Genomic DNA, 21,772 nt, shown 5'->3' with positions numbered 1-21,772 from the left:
CGATAATGATAATAATTATCATTTGTATTTTACGGGATGCGTACCGTGCGTAAGTTCTGTGTTTTCCTGCTGACCACTTTGTGTAGCTTGCTTGTAAGCCTTCATGTATGGGCCGCAACAAACTATGCTCCATTCATTGAGGATATTGAGCAACGTCTTGATAAAACAGCAGAACTTTACTCTCAGCAACAAACTGATGAAGCGCGGCGAACGGTGCAAATGGCCTACTTTGAGGTATTTGAAAACCTTGAAGGTCCTATTCGAATCAACATTTCCGCCAGCAAAAGTTATGAGATGGAAAGCGCTTTTGGTGAGATCCGTCGCATGATTGGCGCAAAAAAATCGCTCTCTGACGTGCAGTCTAAAATCGACTGGCTCAAAGCCTCGCTGCGCGAAGTTGAACCTGTGTTAGATGGCGGACATCGCCTGGTTGCCGAAGAGCAGCACAATGCGTTTTCCAGGACAGATATCGCCGTACACTGGCAAGAGAGTTTTCGTGTTATCGACGATTTGTTGGCCCAGGCAGTAAATAACTATCAGGCCGGGAATTTAAGCGTAGCCAGCCAAAACGTTCAACAAGCGCACTATCAGGGTTTTAAAAACTCAGAGATGGAAATGTCGGTCAGACAGAATCGATCGGCAAAAGACGCTGCTGCGATTAACCAGCAATTTTCTGCGTTGATTGCGCTCACCGCAGAGCCAGATCGCCTTAATGATGTCTCTTATCAGGTCACTACGTTGTTACAGGATATTGAGGATCTTCTGCCTGGTTTGCCTACTACCCGTGACGAACAGCAGGTCACGGCGGTGCAAAATACGGGGAATACGCCCACGGCACAGGATGATATAGCCCGCGCAGACTGGGCTGCCGTCTCGTTGGGTATCCATCAAAGTATTCAGAAAGCGATTGCCCGTTACCAGGAGGGCGATGCGAAGAATGCCATTCTGGATGTGCAAGACAGTTATTTTGACCGCTTTGAAGCTAGCGGTATGGAAAACAAAATCGGTTCTCGCGATTCGGCGTTTAAAACCTCGCTGGAGGCTTACTTCACGCGTCTGGTTAGTCTGATGAAAGCGGGTCAGCCAGTGGAAAGACTCAACGCCGAAGCCAGCGCACTGGAGCAGGATTTACAAAAAGCGGTGGTGATGTTGGGAGAAGGAGTAGAAACCCAGTGGAGCCTGCTGCTCTACAGCCTGATGATCATTGTCCGCGAAGGACTGGAGGCCCTGCTTATTGTGGCGGCCATCGTGGCTTATATGGTGAAAAACAATCACCAGGATAAGCTTCCGTTAATTCGCCAGTCGGTGATTGTTGCATTATTCGCCAGCGTCATTACCGCTGTGATATTCCAACTCCTGTTCACGAATTCCGGCGCCAGCCGAGAACTGCTGGAAGGCGTAACGATGCTGATTGCCGTCGTCATGCTGTTCTTCATGAGCTACTGGTTACTGTCTAAAGTCGAGGCTCGCCACTGGAAAGCATGGCTGGAAGGGAAACTGTCCCACTCACTTTCCCGTGGTTCACTGGTTGGACTGTGGCTTACCAGTTTCCTGGCGGTTTACCGCGAAGGGGCGGAGACCGTGCTGTTTTACTACGCCCTGATCGGGGATGCGAATGATATTTCTGGGCATATGGCGATTGCGGCAGGTTTTGTTATCGGCTGTGTTGTTCTGCTGGTCGCCTGGCTCATTATGCGCTACTCGGTTGTACGCCTGCCTTTGAAGCCGTTCTTTATGTTTACCGGCAGTTTTATGTACCTGATGGCCTTTGTATTTGCGGGCAAAGGGGTTCTGGAACTGGTGGAAGGTAAGCTGTTCCAGCCAACGTTGATTAACGGCTTCCCCGAAATCAGTTGGTTGGGAATTTATCCCTACGTGGAAACGTTATTACCGCAGGCCATATTGCTACTTGCGGCGCTGGCGGCGCTGTGGGTGATGCGGAGGAAAAGCACTGTTCCTGGGGAAACGATAAAAACTAATCTATAGCTGTTATTTGAGACGAGAGGATATGTCTGATGACCATGAAGAAAACCCTGATTGCCAGTGCAGTGATGGCCGGTATTTTCACTGCTCCGGCAGCGTTTGCCTTTAAGGAGTATCCGGCAGGTGAGCCTGTCACCATGAATGAGATGGAACTGGCCGCTGTTTACCTGCAGCCAATCGATATGGAACCGCGTGGCATGGGATTACCGGCAGCAAAAGCCGATATTCACCTTGAGGCGGATATTCATGCCGTGGAAGGCAGTAAAAATGGTTTTGGCGCAGGCGAGTGGATCCCTTATCTGACTATCAGTTACACCTTGATTAACAGTGATACGGGTGAAAAACAAGAAGGTACGTTCATGCCGATGGTTGCCAGCGATGGCCCTCATTACGGTGCGAACATCAAAATGATGGGGGTGGGTAACTATAAAGTGACCTATCACATCGAACCGCCGTCAAAAGCAGGTATGCACCGTCATACAGACAGTGAGACCGGCGTTGGTCGTTGGTGGAAACCATTTGACGTGAGTTATGAATTTAAATACGTCGGCCTGAACTAAGCGCTTTTCCATCAGGCTGCTTGATTTGCCATTTTGGACCGGGCAGTGCTCACAATCTTACGTACGAAGTGTACCCACGATTTGTTTTGCGCTGCTCATGTCTTAACTGACCGCGAACTTATCCCCCTGATGGGCTGGCTCTAAATTATCGATGTACCTGGATAGTTACATCATTCAATCCGCCGTACAGAGTCGATGTTATGAGTTATTTTTTTGTCACGACGCTACAGGTTTTTTTCTGCATTGCGCTGCTCTCCGGGGTTCTCTGGAGTCGCATCGATCCCCCTTCTTTGCGCCCACTCGTCTGGACCTTACTCACAGGTTTAATCGTTGGCGTGCTGGTGGGACTGACCCTCCGTGGCTCGCAGCCAGTGCAATTGTTGCTGGTTGGCACAGAAGTGATGATTACGCTGCTGTTTGTGTTGAGCTTCTGGTGGGTATCAAAGCGCATTCGCTACCTGTGGCAGGGGATTTTGGTGTTTGGCGCAGCCCGACATTGGGCTTTGGATCCCAATCTCGGCGGATTAACCAGCACCCATGTGCTAAATACCGATCTGCTGTTGAATCTGACGGCAATGCTATTGGCATTTGCGATCCTCTGCCTGGTTGGGGTACTGAGCGCCATGCTGTTGCGTCGTATTCGTGGACTCTACTGGCCGTTGACGCTGATTCTGATGGTCATGATTTGGCTGCCATTAAGCGGTAATTTGTTGCTACTGCTAATGAAACTGCAGGTGCTACCGCTGGCGAAATCGCTATTGAGTTTCGTGGCCAAAGTGACAAACAACGCGGCGATGTATAACTGGTTGGGGGCCGCCCTATTACTTGCTCTGGCACTGTGCTGGGTACCGGCGTTGTTATGCGCGTTCCGCCAGACGCGTAAAGCCGATGAGCCGATTGCTTATCGACTGGCGCTGGCGCATCGTCGAAATGCGTTTCGTCTTTGGCTGGTCACGCTAGGTTGTGCGGTGGTGGTGATCGCCGGACAACTGTGGTGGGAAAAAGTCGCCTCTCAACCGCCGCAGTTGTCAGAAGCCATTCCGGTACAACTTGCCAGTGATGGCATGGTTCATCTGCCAATAGAACGACTCCGTGATGGCAAGCTGCACCGCTTTGTTTGGGTGGCTGATGATGGTAAAGCGGTACGTTTTTTCGTGATTAACCGTTATCCCGATAAGTTGCGTTTGGGGGTAGTTTTTGATGCCTGTCTACTGTGCGGCGATCAGGGTTACGTGATGGAAGGTAATCAGGTTATCTGCGTGGCATGCGGGGTACACATTTTCATTCCTTCGATTGGTAAACCTGGTGGTTGCAATCCTGTGCCAATTGAAAACTGGCGTAATGATGAGAAAGAGCTGGTGATCCCAGGTAAAGAGCTGGCTGCTGGCGTGAATTACTTCTCGACGGTCATGACCATCAAGGTGACCGACCCGGTTGATGGTTCCACATTGACCAATACTTCTGCTGACTACAAATACAGCTATGGTGGCAAAACCTGGTTTTTCTCGTCCGAGGCCAATTACGATCGCTTCCGTAAAACCCCGGAACAGTTCGTCCCTGCTGAATTGAGGGAGGAGTAACAATGCTGTGGAGAATGTTACGACAATCCTGGGGGCGTAATCTCCGACGCAAGGGGCTGGCTATTATGACCGTCTTTCTTGCGTCCAGCCTTATCTCCGCCCTGCTGGCGGTGTCGATTGATATTGGCGATAAAATGTCCAGAGAATTGAAGTCCTATGGTGCCAATATTTTGATTGAACCTGCCGGACAGGCGGCGCTTCCTGCACTTTTCAGTGAAAACAGTAATCCACTATCAGGACAGGATTTCCTTGATGAAGCGGAACTCCCCAACATTAAGGATATCTTCTGGCGCAACAACATTGTCGGCTTTGCCCCTATGCTTGGCGGTGATGTCGACGTTAACGGCAAAGAAGTACGTATTCTCGGCACCTTCTTCAGCCAACCGGTAGATATTCCAGATGAAGAAGGGTTTGAGACGGGGCAAAAAACGGTAAGCCCGTTCTGGCAAGTGACAGGCCACTGGCCGCAAGAGCCTGCTGGTGATGCTCCTCAAACACTGGTAGGGCATGCGTTGGCACGACAAACGGGCTGGAAGCCAGGCGATAAACTGGTGATCCGTACCAGCAATACAACGTTGAATGTGGCCGTCAGCGGCATTCTCTCCAGCGGCGGGGACGAGGATAACCAACTGGTTATGCCGTTGAGCACGGCGCAAACGCTGCTGGATTTACCCGGCAAAGTACAGGCCATTCGTGTCTCAGCGCTGACGGTGCCGGAAAATGAATTGTCGCGTCGGGCGCGTGAAAATCTCGATGCACTGAATGCTGAAGAGTACGACCTTTGGTACTGCACTGCCTATGTCTCGTCCATTGCTCATCAACTGGAGGAGGCTATTTCCGGTGCAGAAGTTCGCCCTGTGTGGCAGGTTGCTGCATCTGAGGGGGTTGTAATCGATAAAATTCAGTTGCTGATGGCCGTAGTGACCGTCGCAGCACTGGCAGCTTCGGCTATGGGAATTGCGTCACTTATGACCAGCACCATTATGGAACGCGCTAAAGAGATCGGCCTGATGAAGGCGCTTGGCGCGCATCAGTGGCAAATCATGCTGTTGTTCTATCTTGAAGCCGCGTCCAGTGGACTGGCCGGAGGGGCATTGGGATGTGTTGCTGGATGGGGAATGGCGAAAGCGATTGGCCTGATGCTATTTGATGCGCCATTGAATTTTGCCTGGATTGTGGTGCCATGTGTATTGGTTATTGCGGTCCTGATTGCCCTGATTGGCACCTGGTTCCCGGCCCGCCGTATTGCCCGCCTGTATCCTGTGGAGGTGCTGTATGGCCGCTAAACGTACGATGCTCTGGTTGCTGGTATGGCGGGCACTGCGTCTGCGTTTTCAGCGAGTTAGCGTAGTATTTGCCGCATTGATGGTCGGGGCGACCATTGTGACCGCGCTATCTGCGGTGTGGTTCGACATCAATACCAAAATGAGTGAAGAATTGCGGACCTTTGGCGCAAATTTCTACATCGGGCCAGGCCATGGCTCCGGCATGCCGCAGCAAGCGTTGCAGACTATTTTAGATCAGGCACCGCAAGGCCTGGTTCACGGAGCCAGTCCTTGGCTTTACGGTATGGCGCGTACCGAGCTGGAGAAGGTGGTGATTGTCGGCGTGTGGTTTGAATCCTTGCAAAAGCTGGTGCCGTACTGGCAGGTTCAGGGGAATTGGATTGGTGTCAGCTTTGACGATCGCAATGCGATGATTGGCATCAAATTGGCTGAGCGTCTTAACGTCCAACCGGGCGATAACATCATCCTGGTGGATCACAATCAGCGCAAAAACTTACAGATAAAAGGCATTGTTGAAGCCGGTGATGCGACAGATAACATGCTAATTGTGAGTCTTGAAGTGGCGCAGGCGTGGTTGCATCAGCCCGATAAAATCAGCCATGGGCTGCTGAGTGTCAGTAACGATGTCGGTCAGGTGGAAAACTATGCCAGCCGATTGCAGGCTCAATACCCGGATCTGGAGATCCGTCCAATACGGAAAGTCTCCGCATCAGAAGGACAGGTACTGGATAAAATAAAAGGGTTAATGGGGCTGGTATCGGTTGTGATCCTTGCGCTGTCATCTTTGTGTGTGAATACCACGTTGATGGCCATTGTGGGTGAGCGGGCAAGGGAATTTGCGCTGCAAAAAGCGTTGGGGGCCAGCAACGGTGATATTGTCCGGCAAATTCTCCTTGAAACCTGCATTATCGCGCTGGCTGCAGTGGTTTGTGGGTGGATCTTAGGGTACATGTTGGCCCAACTACTGGGACTGACTGTATTCAATGCCGCAATATCGCTACGCTGGCCAGTGCTGCCCATCACCCTGACATTATCTTTACTGGTCGCCATTCTGGCGGCGATTGTTCCGGTCCGTCGCGCGGTTAGCATCGAACCCGCAAAAGTGTTGAAAGGAGAGTAACGCCATGTCCGTTGTGCAGACCCCATCAATGGCGATTGAAACCCGCCATTTATATAAACGGTTCGGCGATGTTACCGCCTTAGATGACATCAACCTGCAAATAGTGCAGGGGGAGTTTGTCGCGATTATGGGCGCTTCTGGTTCGGGTAAAACGACACTGATGAATATTCTGACCTGCCTGGACACCGCGACAGAAGGTCAGGTGTTTTTAGATGGGATTGATGCTGCCGCACTGGATGAAGAGGGGCGTCGCCGTTTTCGCGCTGAGAAAATAGGGTTGGTATTCCAGCAGTTTCATCTGATCCCGTTTTTAACCGCGCTGGAGAATATCATGCTGGCGCAACACTACCATAGCGTGGTAGATGAAGCGGCGGCCAGGAAGGTTCTGGAACAAGTCGGTCTTGGGCATCGAGTAACGCACCTGCCGAGTCAACTTTCTGGGGGAGAGCAGCAACGGGTGTGCATTGCCCGGGCGCTGGTCAATGAGCCGCCGGTGATTTTTGCCGATGAACCTACGGGTAACCTCGATGAAGAGAATGAACAGCGGGTGTTGGATCTACTCACTGACCTGCATCGGCAGGGGCGCACGATTGTGATGGTGACGCATAATCCGGCGCTGGGGTTATTTGCCGATCGTATTATCCGTTTGCAGCATGGCAAATATCACGGTGAGGAGGCTAATCAACATGCGCTGGATTAACGTATTAACTTTCGCCATTTTGGTTCTGATTAGTGGATGTAAAGAAGAGAAGTTGGTGGTTGGGCAGCAAGCCCCGGCGCTGGCAACATTCGACCTGCAGGGGGGGAAGGCTGGGCTTGAGCGCTGGCGTGGAAAGGCTATTTATCTAAACTTTTGGTCGGCGGGATGCGGTGGCTGTCTTGCCGAAATGGACGCGCTGGAAGCGCTAAGTAAAAAGTGGGGCGATAACGTTGTGGTCGTGGCTGTGAATACCGATCCGGCAACGGTTAACATAGATGACTTACTGGCGAAACATCAGGTTTCTTACCCGGTACTCCGCGATCAGCTTAAGATTTCCCAGGAACGCTATCAGGTCATCGGCACGCCAACCTCTGTGTTAATTGACAGGGATGGTCGTGTACTGGAATTACACCAGGGGATGCGGAAACCGCCTGAGTTAGATGCAACGTTTGCGCGACTGGCCGCCCGATGAACGCGATACAAAGAGAAACACTATATGGCATTCAGGTGGAATAAAGAGAGTCTGGCCGTCCTGCGTGAAAACGCAGGCGTTCTCACGACGGAGCAGATTGCGGGGATGCTTCACACTAATATTACGGTTGTGCGCAATATGGCGTATCGACTGAAACTCAGCCTGCGGGTATCCGCCTACAATCAAAAACGTATTGAACAGGTACAAACACTCTATACGTCTTCTGAACCACTAAATCTGAAAGAGATTGCTGCAAAAACTGGACTGACATTCAGTACGGTGCAATACATTGTGTATGTGAAATTAAAAAGTAAACCATATACCAAACGGGAATACGTTTCCTTTGAAACTGATGATGCGGTTCATTATCGGATACAACGAGAGTTCATTGATACTGAGCGTTCCCTTTTACACAACATCCCAGATAACACGCGCTTTCATCAATTGTATTTGACAGATGGAACCTTATATTGAGCACGCAATATCCGCAGCGAAGTGATTATCTGCGAATAATTGAATGGCATATTTCGTCAACCGACGAAGCAAGTATTCATAGTTGCGTTTAATCTGGCTTATCTTTTTTTGTGGGAAAATAAAGAATGGCCAATGTATACGCATTTGAATCCTCCCTGGTGATGATGATTGCCGCCACATTTGTCCTCGCCGGGATGGTGAAAGGCGTTACGGGTATGGGGTTACCTACCGTGGCAATGGGGATCCTCGGATCGCTTATTTCACCGGTTGCGGCGGCGGCCATGCTGCTGTTGCCTTCGCTGATCAGTAATCTGTTTCAGTTTGGCGCAGGCGGAAATACGCGTCAATTGCTCAAACGACTGTGGTCAATGCTGCTGACAGTGGTAGTGGCGACTCTGCTTGCCAGCGCCTGGATTACCGGGGATGACACCACCCGAACTCAGTTTGCGCTCGGCGTGGCGCTGGTGGCCTACGCTATCTGGACGCTGGCGGGAAAGAAAATCACGGTGGCCCCGCAGCGTGAAAAACCGTACTCCCTCGTTATTGGATTTGTGACCGGCTTATTGACCGGCGGAACCGGGGTGTTTGTGATACCCGCCGTACCCTGGATCCAGTCCCTGGGCTTTGAGAAAGATGAACTGGTACAGGCGCTCGGGATCTCTTTTACCTTTTCGACCCTGGCATTGGCGCTGGGTCTGTGGTGGCACAACGCGCTGCCCGTACAATCTTTAAGCTTGTCGGCTTTGGCCATTGTTCCTGCACTTATTGGTCAGTGGATAGGAACCCGTGTGCGAAGGGTTATTTCTCCGCTCGTGTTTAAACGCTGTTTTCTGTTTTGTCTGGTCGGGTTGGGTACAGAGATGATGCTGCGTGCTGTGTGACCGGTTCGGTGACTTTGCGCGACTTTCATGGCATCGTTAATTCAAAGATTCAGGGGCAATGAGGTCGTTATGGCATCCGTGATGTTACATGAAGAAGAGGGCGATCTGGAGTCGAAAATGGCACTCTCTGCGGCAGTGATGGCCGATAAATCGCGCTCGCGTATGCTGTGCGCCCTGATGGATGGCCGCGCCTGGACTGCAACTGAGCTCAGCGCGGTGGCGGATATATCCGCGTCGACCGCCAGCGCGCATCTGGCGCGTCTGTGCGAACAACGCTTTGTTGTGGCGCTTGCGCAGGGCAGACATCGTTATTTTCGCCTTGCAGGTTCCGATATCGCTGAACTGCTGGAACGCCTGATGGGCGTTGCGTGGGCGACATCAACGCCCCGGAGAATCACAACGCCGCCAGGTTTGCGGCATGCCCGCACCTGCTACGACCATCTCGCCGGAGAGGTCGCGGTGAGGTTGTTTGATACGTTGGTTTCCCGTCAGTGGTTAACGCCGGATGGTGAAACGCTGACTCCTCCTGGCCAGGAAAAGCTGGCCCAGATGGGGATTGTCCTGGCGGCGGGTTCATCCCGGCGGAAGTTAACCTGCGGTTGTCTGGACTGGAGCGAGCGACGTTATCATCCTGGTGGTGTGCTTGGCGCAACGCTGCTGCGCTGGTTCAGTGAACAGCGATGGATAAAAACCGAACAGGGCAGCCGCCACGTCATCTTCACACCTCTTGGCATTCGTAAACTCGAAACCGAGTTTGGTGTTAAAACGACACGCTAGATGGTCTGTTTTGCGAAAGCGTTCCCGGAAATATGTCATATTTCTGTCACACTCTGTTGTGATTGATAACAACAAGAGGTCGTAGGGATGAATAAATCGTTAATCGCCGCAGCCGTGGCAGGGGCTGTATTATTGTCAACCGCCGCGCAGGCGCAGACCGCGCCGGAAGGGTATCAGCTTCAACAAGTATTGATGATGAGTCGGCATAACTTACGTGCACCTTTAGCCAATAATGGCAGCGTTCTTGAACAGTCCACCCCCAAGCAATGGCCAGAGTGGGATGTCCCCGGCGGACAACTCACCACCAAAGGCGGTGTGCTGGAAATCTATATGGGTCACTACATGCGAGAGTGGCTGGCAGAGCAGGGGATGGTGAAATCGGGCGAATGTCCGGCACCGGATACGGTTTATACCTATGCTAACAGCCTGCAGCGCACTGTTGCTACGGCGCAGTTCTTTGTCACCGGCGCTTTCCCTGGTTGCGATGTTCCGGTCCATCATCAGGAAAAAATGGGCACCATGGATCCCACCTTTAATCCGGTGATCACCGATGATTCCGCCACCTTCAGCCAGCAGGCCGTTCAGGCCATGGAGAAAGAGCGTAGTAAAATGCAGCTCAACGATAGCTATCAGTTGCTTGAGCAAATGACCGACTACAAAGACTCTCCATCCTGTAAAGAAAAACAGCAGTGTTCCCTGACCGATGCCAAAGATACGTTCAGCGCGAAATACCAGCAGGAGCCAGGCGTATCGGGGCCGCTGAAGGTGGGGAATTCGCTGGTCGATGCCTTCACGCTGCAGTATTACGAAGGCTTCCCGATGGACAAGGTTGCCTGGGGGGAGATTAAATCGGATCAGCAGTGGAAGGTTCTGTCGAAGCTAAAAAATGGCTATCAGGACAGCCTGTTCACCTCCCCGGAAGTGGCGCAGAACGTCGCCAAACCTCTGGTGAAATATATTGATAATGCGCTGGTTACGGAACGCGCGAAAGCACCGAAAATAACCGTGCTGGTGGGACATGACTCAAACATCGCTTCGCTGCTCACCGCGCTGGATTTCAAACCATACCAGCTTCACGATCAGAACGAGCGTACGCCGATTGGCGGGAAGATTGTCTTCCAGCGCTGGCATGACAGCAACGCAAATCGTGATCTGATGAAAATCGAGTATGTATATCAGAGCTCGCTGCAGTTGCGTAATGCAGACGTTCTGACGCTGAAATCCCCAGCGCAGCGCGTAACGCTTGAGCTGAAAGGATGTCCGATAGATGCGGATGGTTTTTGCCCGATAGATAAGTTCGACAGCGTGCTGAATGAGGCGGCTAAATAAAAGAAAACTCCCCCGTGTTCGCGGGGGAGTCTGAGCGCTAGACGTTTTTACGTTCGATAGTCTGTTCACCCCAAAAGAGCGAATCTTTGTCTGTTTTTTCAAAGGCTTTGATGAGTACCTCATCGCTACCTTCTTCCCAAATTTTTTCCGCCAGTTTCTCGTCATAATGTGCGACTTCAAAAATGGCTTCGGCTATTTCCGGCGATGTATTGCGCAGACTTGCCCATTCGCCGACGCGATGGGCTTTCGCTTCTTGAGTTGGCATTCGAATCCTCCTGTTGAAGATTAGCCGTTGAGTTTTACTGCCAGACCTGCGACATATTCACCCTGATAGCGGGCGATAGATAATTCTTCCTGACTTGGCTGGCGGGAGCCGTCGCCTCCGGCAATGGTGGTTGCACCGTAAGGGGTACCGCCGCGAACTTGAGAGACATCAAACAGCTCTTGCGCCGCGTAACCGATAGGCACAATCACCATCCCATGGTGGGCAAGCGTAGTCCAGGTTGAGGTAATGGTTTGTTCCTGACCGCCGCCGGTTCCCGTTGAGCTGAATACGCTGGCGAGTTTGCCGTACAGACCACCAGAGGCCCACAACCCGCCAGTCTGGTCGAGGAAGGTACGCATCTGACCGGACATATTGCCAAAGCGCGTGGGGGTTCCAAAAATGATGGCGTCGTAATCAGCCAGTTCTTGCGGGGTTGCGACTGGTGCGTTTTGTGTTTTGCCGCCAGCCTTAAGGAAAATCTCAGGCTGCATGGTCTCTGGTACGCGCTTAATAATCACTTCCGCGCCATCTACCTTATTTGCGCCTTCTGCGACTGCATGGGCCATAGTTTCAATGTGTCCGTACATGGAATAATAAAGCACCAGAACTTTTGCCATTTTACACTACTCCTCGAGTTAACCGTGTCCGTAGCGACTCGCTACCTACCTTTAAAGATATGACGTACTGTCAGGAGTGCAAATTTCACAATCACTTCTTTGATTTATAACAATTTTTATAACAACCTGCTTTGTAGCAAAATGATACATATTTAACTGGGTTGAATTCGGTAGTCATAAGAAAGACTTATTGATTTCTTAAGGTGATTATTTCTTTGGCACTCCTGATCCTGTTGCAGGATATTACAGTTAGCGTCTGCCCAGTCCACGCTTCACTATGCTTAATCCCACGCAGTTATTTTCAGGGCCTCGCCCGTAACGCTGCGTGAGGTATCACTCCTCAGTACCTATGCAATATGATGTCTAATCAATGACGGAGGTCAGTAATGGCAAACCATCGGGGCGGTTCCGGCAACTTTGCGGAAGACCGCGAAAGAGCATCAGAAGCAGGTCGAAAAGGTGGCCAGCACAGCGGGGGCAACTTTAAGAATGACCCGCAACGCGCTTCAGAGGCAGGCAAAAAAGGGGGCAAAAATAGCCACGGCAACAACAAATCGTAATTGTCGGGCTATCTGTCAGATATGTCGTGACGCCTGAGCGTCAGAGACAGACGTTACGTAGCCACCGCCGCCGGATCCTTCCGGCGGTTTTTTTTGTCTGCAAGGTTGAACTGTAACAAAACGCAACGCAGACTAATGACATTCAGTTAATCGGGTGTCTCATGTCATTACTCTCTCGTTATTCCTTTTCTGTTAAACCTCAGGAAGCGATCCTCATTGTGATCACCATGTTCTGGGGTGGCACGTTTCTGGCGGTGCAATATGCCGTTACCCTGAGCGGGCCTTTTTTCTTTGTCGGTGTGCGTTTTGCCACTGCCGCGCTGGCGGTCGCGCTTTTGTCGTTACACACACTGCATAAGCTGACATGGCTGGAAGTCAAAGCAGGGGTTGCAATCGGTATCGCCATTGCGCTGGGTTATAGCCTGCAAACCTGGGGGCTACAGTTTATTCCCAGCAGTAAATCGGCGTTTATTACCGCGATGTACGTTCCGTTGGTACCGCTTTTACAATGGCTGTGTCTGGGGCGCATGCCTGGACTGATGCCGTGCGTCGGTATTGTACTGGCCTTTATCGGATTGATTTTTCTTGCCGGACCGGGAGGCAATTTACTGGCTTTAGGCGAAGGTGAGTGGATCACGCTCGCCGGTGCGGTGGCGATTGCAGCAGAAATTATCCTGATTAGCGCGTGGGCGGGAAAAGTGGATGTACGGCGGGTAACGGTAGTGCAACTGGCAACGGCTTCAATAGTGGCGTTTATTGCGATGGGACCAGCCGGAGAGACCGTACCGCCAATGTCTACCGGATTGCTGGTGGTGGCGCTGGGGCTGGGGATTTTCAGCGCGATTATTCAGGTCACCATGAACTGGGCGCAGCGTAGCGTTTCGCCGACGCGCGCGACGGTTATTTATACCGGTGAGCCAGTGTGGGCGGGAATCTTTGGCCGTCTGGCGGGTGAACGCTTACCGCTACTTGCATTGCTTGGTGCGGCATTCATTATTGTTGGCGTGCTGGTCAGCGAGCTGAAGTTCAAAAAGAAAAAAGCGCAGCCGCAAGAGGCGCCTCCGGAATCGCTTTAATTTAACCATTCACCGCGTGATTTGGTATGCTGACGCCCTCACAAGAAGGAGAGGGCGCATGGTCCAACGCGCAGAGAAAAAAACAGGTAAGCGTTCGCAGGCCGTCAGTGCAAAACGCCAGGCCATATTAACCGCGGCATTAAATATCTTCTCCCAATATGGGATCCACGGCACGCGCCTGGAACAGGTGGCAGAACAGGCTGGCGTGTCAAAAACCAATTTACTTTATTACTACCCGTCAAAAGAGGTGCTTTATATTGCCGTTTTACGGCAGATCCTCGACATCTGGCTGGCTCCATTGAAAGCTTTTCGCGAAGACTTTGCGCCGCTGGTGGCCATTAAAGAATACATTCGCCTTAAGCTGGAAGTGTCGCGCGATTACCCTCAGGCATCACGGCTGTTTTGTATGGAGATGCTGGCCGGAGCGCCTTTATTGATGGCAGAATTGGAGGGGGATCTCAAAACGCTAATTGATGAGAAATCCGCGCTGATTGCCGGTTGGATCAAAAGCGAAAAACTGGCTCCGGTCGATCCGCATCATCTGATTTTTATGATTTGGGCTTCAACTCAGCACTACGCCGACTTTGCCCCACAGGTAGAGGCGGTGACAGGCGCAACGCTGCGTGATGAAGCCTTTTTTAACCAAACGGTCGAGAGCGTACAGCGGATGATTATTGAAGGGATCCGCGTGCGTTAACTGGCCGGTGGTAGTGGGCAGCTTAAATCGCCTTCTTCACACTGCAAGAGCGAGGCGAGAAACGCCTCGCGCTCGTTGGTCTTATCCGTCAGGCACTGGCTGGAAATCATCGCCTGAACGCTGCCGCCTTCGGTGCCGGAACTGATTAACGCACAGTCTGCATCGCGCAAAGTTATCCAGGATATTTGCGCTTTTTTCAGTAAATCGCGCTGGGTTGGAGCGGCGCGCTTCAGCGCATTCTGATAAGTTTCATTAAGTTTGGCGTCGGCCGCCTTATACTGCTCTGCCGCACAGGTGTTCATCTCAATCTGTGTGTTCGCGTTGGCGCAGTCATCCGCCAGCGCCTGGCCGCTCAGCAGCAGCGCTGCACATGTCAGTACGATTCGTTTCATGCTTCCCTCTGGCTTCATAAAAAAAGGCCCCGTTACCGGAGCCTTAATTAACCACAACCTTAGCCGATTGTCATCAGGCTGGCATTCCCCCCGGCTGCGGCGGTATTGACGCTCAGGGAGCGTTCAATGTACAGCCTCTCCAGCAGAATATTGCTCTCGCCACGGGCAAAGCCCTGGACCGACACAATCGCCCCTTCGCGGGCCGCCACTGCTTCACACAGTGCGCGAAGCTGATCGGAATCGCCGTGGAAAATAACGGCATCAAACGGCTGCGTGGCGATGTTGTCCGCTTTGGCAAACTGAATGCGCCCGGAGACCGTTGCTGGCAGGCGTTTTGCCAGGTCGCGATGGAACGTATCATCTGGCCACAGGATTAAGCTACCAACGGAAGTTACAGCGGCAACCTGTACCAGTGCGTCCTGTTCATCATCGGCGATACATAGAACGCGTTCGCGCGGCAACAGCGTCCAGGTATTGCGCTCGCCGGTGGGTCCTGGCAGCAGGCGTTGCGTTCCGGCCTGCGCCAGTTCGCCAAACTGCTGGCAGAGCGCACGCAGTGCTGGACGGTCGGTTGCCCATTCGCTGAGCGCTTCCAGCGGTTGAACCAGTGCGGCTTTAAGCTGCGCATCGACCGGGTAGTCTGCATCCTGGCGGGCAAGGGTAATGCCTAACGCATTTTCCGGACGGTTTGCCAGCAGGCGGTACAGATACAGCGGCCCACCCGCTTTTGGCCCGGTTCCTGACAAGCCTTCGCCACCGAATGGCTGCACTCCGACGACGGCGCCGACCATATTGCGGTTAACATACAGGTTCCCCACATGTGCTGAGCCCGTGACCTGGGCGATGGTTTCATCGATACGGGTGTGTACGCCCAGCGTCAGACCGTAGCCGGAGGCATTAATTTGCTCAATCAGGCTGCCCAGATTATTACGGGTGTAACGCACGACGTGCAGTACCGGACCAAACACCTCTTTTTGTAATTCATCGAAGCTTTCCAGCTCAATAAGCGTCGGGGCGATAAAGGTACCGGTTTGCCATTCCCGCGCATCGTCGCTATTTTCGCGCACGGCCTGGAACACCGGACGCCCTTTGGCGCGCATGGCCTGAATATGGCGCTCAATATTGGCTTTGGCTTCTTCATCGATAACCGGTCCAATATCGGTGGTCAGGCGGCCCGGGTTACCCATGCGGCATTCCGCCATCGCGCCGCGCAGCATTTTCAGCGTATGGTCGGCTACATCGTCCTGCAGACACAGGACGCGAAGCGCAGAGCAGCGCTGCCCGGCGCTGTCAAAGGCAGAAGCCAGGACGTCGACCACCACCTGTTCCGTCAGTGCGGAGGAGTCGACGATCATGGCGTTCATCCCGCCGGTTTCGGCGATAAGCGGGATTGGACGTCCCTGAGTATCCAGGCGGGTCGCGATATTGCGTTGCAACAGCGTGGCAACTTCCGTTGAGCCAGTAAACATGACGCCGCGTACGCGCTCATCGGAAGTGAGATGCGCCCCGACCGTTTCGCCCTGACCAGGCAACAGTTGCACCACGCCTGGCGGTACACCTGCTTCGAGTAAAATGGCAATACCCTGGGCGGCAATCAGCGGGGTTTGTTCCGCGGGTTTTGCCAGCACGCTGTTGCCCGCCGCCAGCGCGGCGGCAATCTGCCCTGAGAAAATAGCCAGCGGGAAGTTCCAGGGGCTGATACAGACTACCGGCCCTAACGGACGATGGGTTTCATTATCGAAGTCATCGCGGACCTGACCGGCATAATAGTGCAGGAAATCTACCGCTTCGCGCACTTCCGCAATGGCGTTACTGAAGGTTTTACCTGCTTCGCGCACCAGAATGCCAATCAATTGCTGCATCTGGCCTTCCATTAGAACGGCGGCGCGATGCAAAATAGCGGCGCGCTCTTGTGGCGGTGTGGCGAACCAGATCGGCGCGTTATTTACTGCGTTCTGCAATGCCTGTTCCACTTCGCTGTGAGTCGCTTCACGCACGTAACCGACAATGTCTTTCGGTTCGGCCGGGTTGACGACTGGCGTCATTTCACCGTCAGCAACCGGATGTTCGAGTATTGGCTTAGCGTGCCATTTTTGCAGCGCGCTGTTGAGCAGGGCGGAGGACAGCGAGGCCAGACGATGTTCGTTAGCTAAATCCAGTCCGCCTGAGTTTTCGCGGTCTTTACCGTACAGGTCACGCGGCAGGGCAATCTTCGGATGTGGCAGACCAGCCTGGCCTTCCTGCTGCGCCAGTTTTTCAACGGCTTCGACCGGGCAGGCTACCAGTTCATCCAGCGGCAGGGTAGTGTCTGCAATGCGGTTGACGAATGAAGTGTTGGCGCCGTTTTCCAGCAGACGACGCACCAGATACGCAAGCAGCGTTTCATGCGTGCCTACCGGTGCATAAATGCGGCATGGACGGTTCAGTTTGCCATCGGCAACTTTACCGGTGACCTGCTCATATAGCGGTTCGCCCATACCGTGCAGGCACTGGAACTCGTACTGACCCGGATAGTAGTTTTGACCGGCTAACTGATAAATCGCCGCCAACGTATGGGCGTTGTGGGTGGCGAACTGCGGGTAGATCAGATTCGGTACCGCAAGCAGTTTTTTCGCACAGGCCAGATAGGAAACGTCGGTGTACACCTTACGGGTATAGACCGGATAACCTTCCAGACCGTCCATTTGCGCACGTTTGATTTCGCTATCCCAGTAGGCGCCCTTAACCAGGCGGATCATCAGGCGACGGCGGCTGCGCGTGGCGAGGTCAATCAGGTAGTCGATAACATACGGGCAGCGCTTCTGGTAGGCTTGAATAACAAAGCCGATACCGTTCCAGCCCGCCAGTTCAGGTTCAAAACACAGTTTTTCCAGCAGATCGAGGGAGATCTCCAGTCGGTCTGCCTCTTCAGCATCGATATTGATACCGATGTCGTACTGGCGGGCCAGCAGAGTAAGCGACTTCAGACGCGGATAGAGTTCATCCATCACGCGGTCATACTGCGCGCGGCTATAACGCGGATGCAACGCCGACAGCTTGATAGAAATGCCCGGCCCTTCATAGATGCCGCGACCATTTGAGGCTTTACCAATGGCGTGGATTGCCTGTTGGTACGAAACCATATAAGCCTGGGCATCAGCGGCGGTTAGAGCCGCTTCGCCCAGCATGTCATAAGAGTAGCGGAAACCTTTTTCTTCCAGTTTACGCGCGTTAGCCAGCGCTTCGGCGATAGTCTCTCCGGTGACGAACTGCTCGCCCATCAAGCGCATTGCCATGTCGACGCCTTTACGCACCAGTGGTTCACCGCTCTTGCCGATAATACGGTTGAGTGAGCGTGAAAGGCTGGCTTCATTATGCGTAGAAACCAGACGACCGGTAAACAACAGCCCCCAGGTCGCTGCGTTGACGAAAAGTGACGGACTGCGTCCAATGTGCGACTGCCAGTTGCCGTTGCTGATTTTGTCGCGGATTAACGCATCGCGGGTTGCCTTATCAGGAATACGCAGCAAGGCTTCCGCCAGACACATCAGCGCGACGCCTTCCTGTGAAGAAAGGGAGAATTCCTGCAATAAACCTTGTACCATCCCGGCGCGGCCGCTGGCGGTCTTCTGGTTACGCAGTTTGTCGGCCAGGCTGTACGCCAGCTTGTGCGCTTGCTCAGCGATGGGTTGCGGCAGACGAGCCTGCTCCATCAGCATCGGCACTGCGTCGGTTTCGGCGCGGCGGTACGCGGCGGTGATTGCTGCGCGGGAAACTGACTGCGGCAGGATCTGTTCGGCAAATTCCAGGAAAGGCTGATGCGCTTCATTCTGCGGCGTGGTTGACTCCTCACCCTCATTCGCGGCACCCGCCAGCAGGGACGGTAGTTCAGGAAGCGCGTCGTCGTTTTCCAGTCTTTCGAGATAATTAAAGATGGCTTGTTTGATCAGCCAATGTGGCGTGCGATCGATTCGTGATGCTGCTGTTTTAATACGCTCGCGAGTGGCGTCATCCAGCTTAACCCCCATCGTGGTGGTTCCCATGCCGTTTACTCCTGTTGTACTGAAATACGGGTCTGATAGTTACCGGGAAATATCCACTATGTTGCAACTTTGTGCAACCGTGTTAAATGTGACTTGGTTTGCAAGCTTGGAAATGAATGAAATGTTAATAAATATGAGCGTTATGAAAGAGGCTGTAATAATTGCCGAATCTTTTTCTCTGCGGTAGTTAACACTTTTAAAAGGTGCAACCGTAAAAAGTGTGAGAGAGTGCAACCTACAGAAAAATGCTATCTACTCTGGATCAAATTTGATGTAAATGATGTGTTAAATCGATTGTGAATAACCATCGCTTCCGGCAGGATACGGTCGCCCTGGTAAACATAGATATCTTTGCCACGTTCCGGCAGGGTAATAAAACGGCAAGCCACGGCATTGCTGATACATAATTTTGGAGAGTTTTGATGGCTATTAGCACACCGATGTTAGTGACATTCTGTGTCTATATTTTCGGCATGATATTGATAGGGTTTATTGCATGGCGTTCAACCAAAAACTTTGACGATTACATTCTTGGTGGACGCAGTCTGGGTCCATTCGTGACCGCGTTATCCGCCGGGGCATCTGACATGAGCGGCTGGTTGCTGATGGGTTTGCCTGGCGCGATTTTCCTGTCGGGCATTTCAGAAAGCTGGATCGCCATCGGCCTTATTTTGGGCGCATGGATCAACTGGAAGTTGGTGGCCGGACGTTTACGCGTACATACCGAATACAATAACAATGCGCTGACGTTACCGGATTACTTTACCGGTCGCTTTGAAGATAAAAGCCGAATTCTGCGTATTATCTCCGCGTTGGTTATTCTGCTGTTTTTCACCATCTATTGTGCTTCAGGGATTGTGGCAGGGGCGCGTCTGTTTGAAAGCACCTTTGGCATGAGCTACGAAACAGCGCTGTGGGCGGGCGCGGCCGCGACGATCATTTATACCTTTATTGGTGGTTTTCTGGCGGTAAGCTGGACGGATACCGTCCAGGCCAGCCTGATGATCTTTGCTCTCATCCTGACGCCGGTAATGGTCATTATTGGCGTAGGTGGATTTGAAGATTCGCTGGAAGTGATTAAACAAAAGAGCATTGAGAACGTGGACATGTTCAAAGGGTTGAATTTTGTTGCCATCATTTCCCTGATGGGCTGGGGTCTGGGTTACTTTGGCCAGCCGCATATTCTGGCGCGCTTTATGGCGGCAGATTCCCACCATAGCATCGTTCATGCTCGCCGTATCAGCATGACCTGGATGATCCTGTGTCTGGCAGGTGCCGTGGCCGTAGGCTTCTTTGGTATTGCTTACTTTAACAACAACCCACAGCTTGCCGGTGCCGTTAACCAGAACGCCGAGCGTGTGTTTATTGAACTGGCGCAAATACTGTTTAACCCATGGATTGCCGGTATTCTGCTGTCTGCGATCCTCGCTGCGGTTATGTCGACTCTGAGCTGCCAGTTGCTGGTGTGCTCCAGCGCAATCACCGAAGATTTGTACAAAGCGTTCCTGCGTAAAAATGCCAGCCAGAAAGAGCTGGTATGGATTGGCCGCATCATGGTGCTGGTCGTGGCGTTGGTGTCCATCGCGCTGGCGGCGAATCCGGAGAACCGCGTACTTGGTCTGGTAAGCTATGCCTGGGCCGGCTTCGGCGCGGCGTTTGGTCCGGTAGTCCTGTTCTCCGTAATGTGGTCGCGTATGACCCGCAACGGCGCGCTGGCAGGGATGATCATCGGTGCGGTGACGGTAATCGTCTGGAAGCAGTTCGCCTGGCTGGGTCTGTATGAAATTATCCCGGGCTTTGTTTTCGGCAGCATCGGTATTGTGGTCTTCAGCCTGTTGGGTAAAGCACCTTCAACTGCTATGCAGCAACGTTTTGCCGAGGCTGACGCGCATTATCACTCAGCTCCGCCATCGCGTTTACAGGCAGAATAATTTATCACCTGTCCCTGAAGCCCGCCGTGCGCGGGCTTTTTATTGCGCCCCCGCAAACCTGCATAACCATTACCCGCCTAACTGTTTACATTAAGTCATCATTCTCAAAACATTCTGCTTGAGTTTTTCTTTGCTGTAATGATAATCACTATCACTGTAATTTACTTTTCTTTTCATCAATTGACCGAGAATAACGTTTAAGGGTTCTTCGCATGTTTGTTCCATTTCTAATTATGTTGCGCGAAGGGTTAGAGGCCGCGCTGATTGTCAGCCTGATTGCCAGCTACCTGAAACGGACTCAGCGTGGTCGATGGATTGGTGTGATGTGGATTGGTGTTCTGCTGGCGGCGGCGTTATGCCTGGCGTTAGGGATTTTCATCAACGAAACCACCGGTGAATTTCCGCAAAAAGAACAGGAGCTGTTTGAAGGCATCGTGGCGGTCATTGCCGTGGTGATCCTCACCTGGATGGTGTTCTGGATGCGTAAAGTTTCCCGCAACGTCAAAGTCCAGCTTGAACAGGCTGTCGATAACGCGTTGCAACGCGGTAATCATCACGGTTGGGCGCTGGTGATGATGGTCTTTTTTGCTGTTGCGCGAGAAGGGCTGGAATCGGTGTTCTTCCTGCTGGCGGCATTCCAGCAGGATGTAGGCATCTGGCCGCCGTTAGGCGCGATGCTGGGACTGGCTACCGCAGTGGTACTGGGATACCTGATTTACCTCGGCGGCATTCGCCTCAACCTCGGGGCGTTCTTTAAATGGACCAGCCTGTTCATTTTGCTGGTAGCAGCCGGTCTTGCCGCTGGGGCGATCCGCGCTTTCCACGAAGCCGGGTTGTGGAATCATTTTCAGGATATGGCGTTTGACCTGAGCAGTGTGCTGTCGACGCATTCGCTGTTTGGCACATTGATGGAAGGCATTTTCGGCTATCAGGAAGCGCCAAGCGTCAGTGAAGTCGCTGTCTGGTTTATCTACCTGATTCCGGCGTTGATTATGTTTGCACTACCGCCGCGTTCAGGCACTACGGCATCGCGTACCGCACCTTGATAAA

At 52.6% G+C, this 21,772-nt stretch carries 20 protein-coding genes; 16 read left to right on the top strand and 4 right to left on the bottom strand.

The window, feature by feature from the left end; genetic code table 11:
* The first annotated feature begins 36 nt into the window (after positions 1 to 36).
* From SK39_RS03030 to agp, 11 genes are all read left to right on the top strand, one after another.
* The gene (locus SK39_RS03030; protein ID WP_032933625.1) at positions 37 to 1,986 is read left to right on the top strand and encodes an FTR1 family iron permease; all 1,950 of its coding nucleotides are present in this window, start codon (positions 37 to 39) and stop codon (positions 1,984 to 1,986) included.
* 29 nt (positions 1,987 to 2,015) lie between these two features.
* Positions 2,016 to 2,543 carry an iron transporter gene (locus SK39_RS03025; protein WP_003035987.1) on the top strand — a complete coding sequence of 176 codons (528 nt, stop codon included), beginning with the start codon at positions 2,016 to 2,018 and terminating at the stop codon, positions 2,541 to 2,543.
* Between the two features lie 200 nt (positions 2,544 to 2,743).
* Positions 2,744 to 4,123, top strand: coding sequence for a Fe-S-containing protein (locus SK39_RS03020; RefSeq protein WP_016149897.1), 1,380 nt, complete (start codon positions 2,744 to 2,746; stop codon positions 4,121 to 4,123).
* Between the two features lie 2 nt (positions 4,124 to 4,125).
* Complete coding sequence (locus SK39_RS03015) at positions 4,126 to 5,409, top strand: ABC transporter permease (RefSeq protein WP_003836819.1); 1,284 nt, start codon at positions 4,126 to 4,128, stop codon at positions 5,407 to 5,409.
* Positions 5,399 to 6,529, top strand: a complete 1,131-nt coding sequence (locus tag SK39_RS03010) for an ABC transporter permease (RefSeq protein ID WP_003836818.1) — start codon at positions 5,399 to 5,401, stop codon at positions 6,527 to 6,529. The genes SK39_RS03015 and SK39_RS03010 overlap by 11 nt, the downstream gene beginning before the upstream one ends.
* A 4-nt stretch (positions 6,530 to 6,533) precedes the next feature.
* A complete protein-coding gene (locus SK39_RS03005; RefSeq protein WP_003836817.1) occupies positions 6,534 to 7,229 on the top strand; it encodes an ABC transporter ATP-binding protein in 696 nt (231 codons plus the stop codon).
* Positions 7,216 to 7,701: a TlpA family protein disulfide reductase gene (locus SK39_RS03000; RefSeq protein WP_003036003.1), complete on the top strand. Its 486-nt coding sequence runs from the start codon at positions 7,216 to 7,218 to the stop codon at positions 7,699 to 7,701. The genes SK39_RS03005 and SK39_RS03000 overlap by 14 nt, the downstream gene beginning before the upstream one ends.
* A gap of 24 nt (positions 7,702 to 7,725) precedes the next feature.
* On the top strand, positions 7,726 to 8,175 hold the full coding sequence (locus tag SK39_RS02995; RefSeq protein ID WP_048216638.1) for a hypothetical protein: 450 nt from the start codon (positions 7,726 to 7,728) through the stop codon (positions 8,173 to 8,175).
* A 125-nt stretch (positions 8,176 to 8,300) separates the two neighbouring features.
* Entirely contained in the window at positions 8,301 to 9,056 is a 756-nt protein-coding gene (locus tag SK39_RS02990; RefSeq protein ID WP_048216637.1) for a sulfite exporter TauE/SafE family protein, read from the top strand.
* 69 nt (positions 9,057 to 9,125) lie between these two features.
* Complete coding sequence (locus SK39_RS02985) at positions 9,126 to 9,833, top strand: ArsR/SmtB family transcription factor (protein WP_048216636.1); 708 nt, start codon at positions 9,126 to 9,128, stop codon at positions 9,831 to 9,833.
* Between the two features lie 87 nt (positions 9,834 to 9,920).
* Positions 9,921 to 11,162 (top strand): bifunctional glucose-1-phosphatase/inositol phosphatase, encoded by a 1,242-nt coding sequence (gene agp, locus SK39_RS02980; protein ID WP_003836813.1) that lies wholly within the window; start codon positions 9,921 to 9,923, stop codon positions 11,160 to 11,162.
* 37 nt (positions 11,163 to 11,199) lie between these two features.
* On the opposite strand, the gene SK39_RS02975 is transcribed toward agp, so the two are convergent.
* The gene (locus tag SK39_RS02975; RefSeq protein WP_003036015.1) at positions 11,200 to 11,427 is read right to left on the bottom strand and encodes a YccJ family protein; all 228 of its coding nucleotides are present in this window, start codon (positions 11,425 to 11,427) and stop codon (positions 11,200 to 11,202) included.
* A 20-nt stretch (positions 11,428 to 11,447) separates the two neighbouring features.
* Positions 11,448 to 12,044, bottom strand: a complete 597-nt coding sequence (gene wrbA, locus SK39_RS02970; protein ID WP_003832057.1) for an NAD(P)H:quinone oxidoreductase — start codon at positions 12,042 to 12,044, stop codon at positions 11,448 to 11,450.
* 386 nt (positions 12,045 to 12,430) lie between these two features.
* On the opposite strand from wrbA, the gene SK39_RS02965 reads away from it, so the two are divergent.
* From SK39_RS02965 to rutR, 3 genes are all read left to right on the top strand, one after another.
* The gene (locus tag SK39_RS02965) at positions 12,431 to 12,604 is read left to right on the top strand and encodes a con-10 family general stress protein (RefSeq protein ID WP_003036022.1); all 174 of its coding nucleotides are present in this window, start codon (positions 12,431 to 12,433) and stop codon (positions 12,602 to 12,604) included.
* Positions 12,605 to 12,765: 161 nt separating this feature from the next.
* The gene (locus SK39_RS02960; RefSeq protein WP_032936254.1) at positions 12,766 to 13,680 is read left to right on the top strand and encodes a DMT family transporter; all 915 of its coding nucleotides are present in this window, start codon (positions 12,766 to 12,768) and stop codon (positions 13,678 to 13,680) included.
* Positions 13,681 to 13,738: 58 nt separating this feature from the next.
* Positions 13,739 to 14,377, top strand: coding sequence for an HTH-type transcriptional regulator RutR (gene rutR / locus SK39_RS02955; protein WP_032936252.1), 639 nt, complete (start codon positions 13,739 to 13,741; stop codon positions 14,375 to 14,377).
* Here the strand turns inward: rutR and SK39_RS02950 are convergent.
* Both SK39_RS02950 and putA read right to left on the bottom strand, forming a co-directional pair.
* The gene (locus tag SK39_RS02950) at positions 14,374 to 14,769 is read right to left on the bottom strand and encodes a lysozyme inhibitor LprI family protein (RefSeq protein WP_032936250.1); all 396 of its coding nucleotides are present in this window, start codon (positions 14,767 to 14,769) and stop codon (positions 14,374 to 14,376) included. The two genes, rutR and SK39_RS02950, sit on opposite strands and share 4 nt — an antisense overlap.
* Before the next feature lie 59 nt (positions 14,770 to 14,828).
* Positions 14,829 to 18,791: a trifunctional transcriptional regulator/proline dehydrogenase/L-glutamate gamma-semialdehyde dehydrogenase gene (gene putA / locus SK39_RS02945; protein WP_048216635.1), complete on the bottom strand. Its 3,963-nt coding sequence runs from the start codon at positions 18,789 to 18,791 to the stop codon at positions 14,829 to 14,831.
* Positions 18,792 to 19,213: 422 nt separating this feature from the next.
* On the opposite strand from putA, the gene putP reads away from it, so the two are divergent.
* Both putP and efeU read left to right on the top strand, forming a co-directional pair.
* Entirely contained in the window at positions 19,214 to 20,722 is a 1,509-nt protein-coding gene (gene putP / locus SK39_RS02935) for a sodium/proline symporter PutP (protein ID WP_032936247.1), read from the top strand.
* Between the two features lie 212 nt (positions 20,723 to 20,934).
* Positions 20,935 to 21,768 (top strand): iron uptake transporter permease EfeU, encoded by an 834-nt coding sequence (gene efeU, locus SK39_RS02930; protein ID WP_032936245.1) that lies wholly within the window; start codon positions 20,935 to 20,937, stop codon positions 21,766 to 21,768.
* Positions 21,769 to 21,772 lie beyond the last annotated feature (4 nt).

The organism is Citrobacter sp. BIDMC107 (assembly GCF_001037575.1).
In the GTDB taxonomy this organism is placed as follows: domain Bacteria; phylum Pseudomonadota; class Gammaproteobacteria; order Enterobacterales; family Enterobacteriaceae; genus Citrobacter; species Citrobacter freundii.
The sequence above is the reverse complement of the archived record's forward strand: the minus strand, read 5'-3'. Positions and strand labels throughout refer to the sequence as shown.

What these genes read in the sequence shown, in the direction of transcription:
- putP (WP_032936247.1), top strand. Translation starts at nt 19,214, where the DNA reads ATGGCTATTAGCACACCGATGTTAGTGACATTCTGTGTCTATATTTTC.
- rutR (WP_032936252.1), top strand. Translation starts at nt 13,739, where the DNA reads ATGGTCCAACGCGCAGAGAAAAAAACAGGTAAGCGTTCGCAGGCCGTC.
- efeU (WP_032936245.1), top strand. Translation starts at nt 20,935, where the DNA reads ATGTTTGTTCCATTTCTAATTATGTTGCGCGAAGGGTTAGAGGCCGCG.
- SK39_RS02950 (WP_032936250.1), bottom strand. Translation starts at nt 14,769, where the DNA reads ATGAAACGAATCGTACTGACATGTGCAGCGCTGCTGCTGAGCGGCCAG.
- SK39_RS03030 (WP_032933625.1), top strand. Translation starts at nt 37, where the DNA reads ATGCGTACCGTGCGTAAGTTCTGTGTTTTCCTGCTGACCACTTTGTGT.
- SK39_RS02960 (WP_032936254.1), top strand. Translation starts at nt 12,766, where the DNA reads ATGTCATTACTCTCTCGTTATTCCTTTTCTGTTAAACCTCAGGAAGCG.
- SK39_RS02990 (WP_048216637.1), top strand. Translation starts at nt 8,301, where the DNA reads ATGGCCAATGTATACGCATTTGAATCCTCCCTGGTGATGATGATTGCC.
- putA (WP_048216635.1), bottom strand. Translation starts at nt 18,791, where the DNA reads ATGGGAACCACCACGATGGGGGTTAAGCTGGATGACGCCACTCGCGAG.
- agp (WP_003836813.1), top strand. Translation starts at nt 9,921, where the DNA reads ATGAATAAATCGTTAATCGCCGCAGCCGTGGCAGGGGCTGTATTATTG.
- SK39_RS02995 (WP_048216638.1), top strand. Translation starts at nt 7,726, where the DNA reads ATGGCATTCAGGTGGAATAAAGAGAGTCTGGCCGTCCTGCGTGAAAAC.
- SK39_RS02965 (WP_003036022.1), top strand. Translation starts at nt 12,431, where the DNA reads ATGGCAAACCATCGGGGCGGTTCCGGCAACTTTGCGGAAGACCGCGAA.
- SK39_RS03020 (WP_016149897.1), top strand. Translation starts at nt 2,744, where the DNA reads ATGAGTTATTTTTTTGTCACGACGCTACAGGTTTTTTTCTGCATTGCG.
- SK39_RS03015 (WP_003836819.1), top strand. Translation starts at nt 4,126, where the DNA reads ATGCTGTGGAGAATGTTACGACAATCCTGGGGGCGTAATCTCCGACGC.
- SK39_RS03000 (WP_003036003.1), top strand. Translation starts at nt 7,216, where the DNA reads ATGCGCTGGATTAACGTATTAACTTTCGCCATTTTGGTTCTGATTAGT.
- SK39_RS02975 (WP_003036015.1), bottom strand. Translation starts at nt 11,427, where the DNA reads ATGCCAACTCAAGAAGCGAAAGCCCATCGCGTCGGCGAATGGGCAAGT.
- SK39_RS02985 (WP_048216636.1), top strand. Translation starts at nt 9,126, where the DNA reads ATGGCATCCGTGATGTTACATGAAGAAGAGGGCGATCTGGAGTCGAAA.
- SK39_RS03010 (WP_003836818.1), top strand. Translation starts at nt 5,399, where the DNA reads ATGGCCGCTAAACGTACGATGCTCTGGTTGCTGGTATGGCGGGCACTG.
- wrbA (WP_003832057.1), bottom strand. Translation starts at nt 12,044, where the DNA reads ATGGCAAAAGTTCTGGTGCTTTATTATTCCATGTACGGACACATTGAA.
- SK39_RS03025 (WP_003035987.1), top strand. Translation starts at nt 2,016, where the DNA reads ATGACCATGAAGAAAACCCTGATTGCCAGTGCAGTGATGGCCGGTATT.
- SK39_RS03005 (WP_003836817.1), top strand. Translation starts at nt 6,534, where the DNA reads ATGTCCGTTGTGCAGACCCCATCAATGGCGATTGAAACCCGCCATTTA.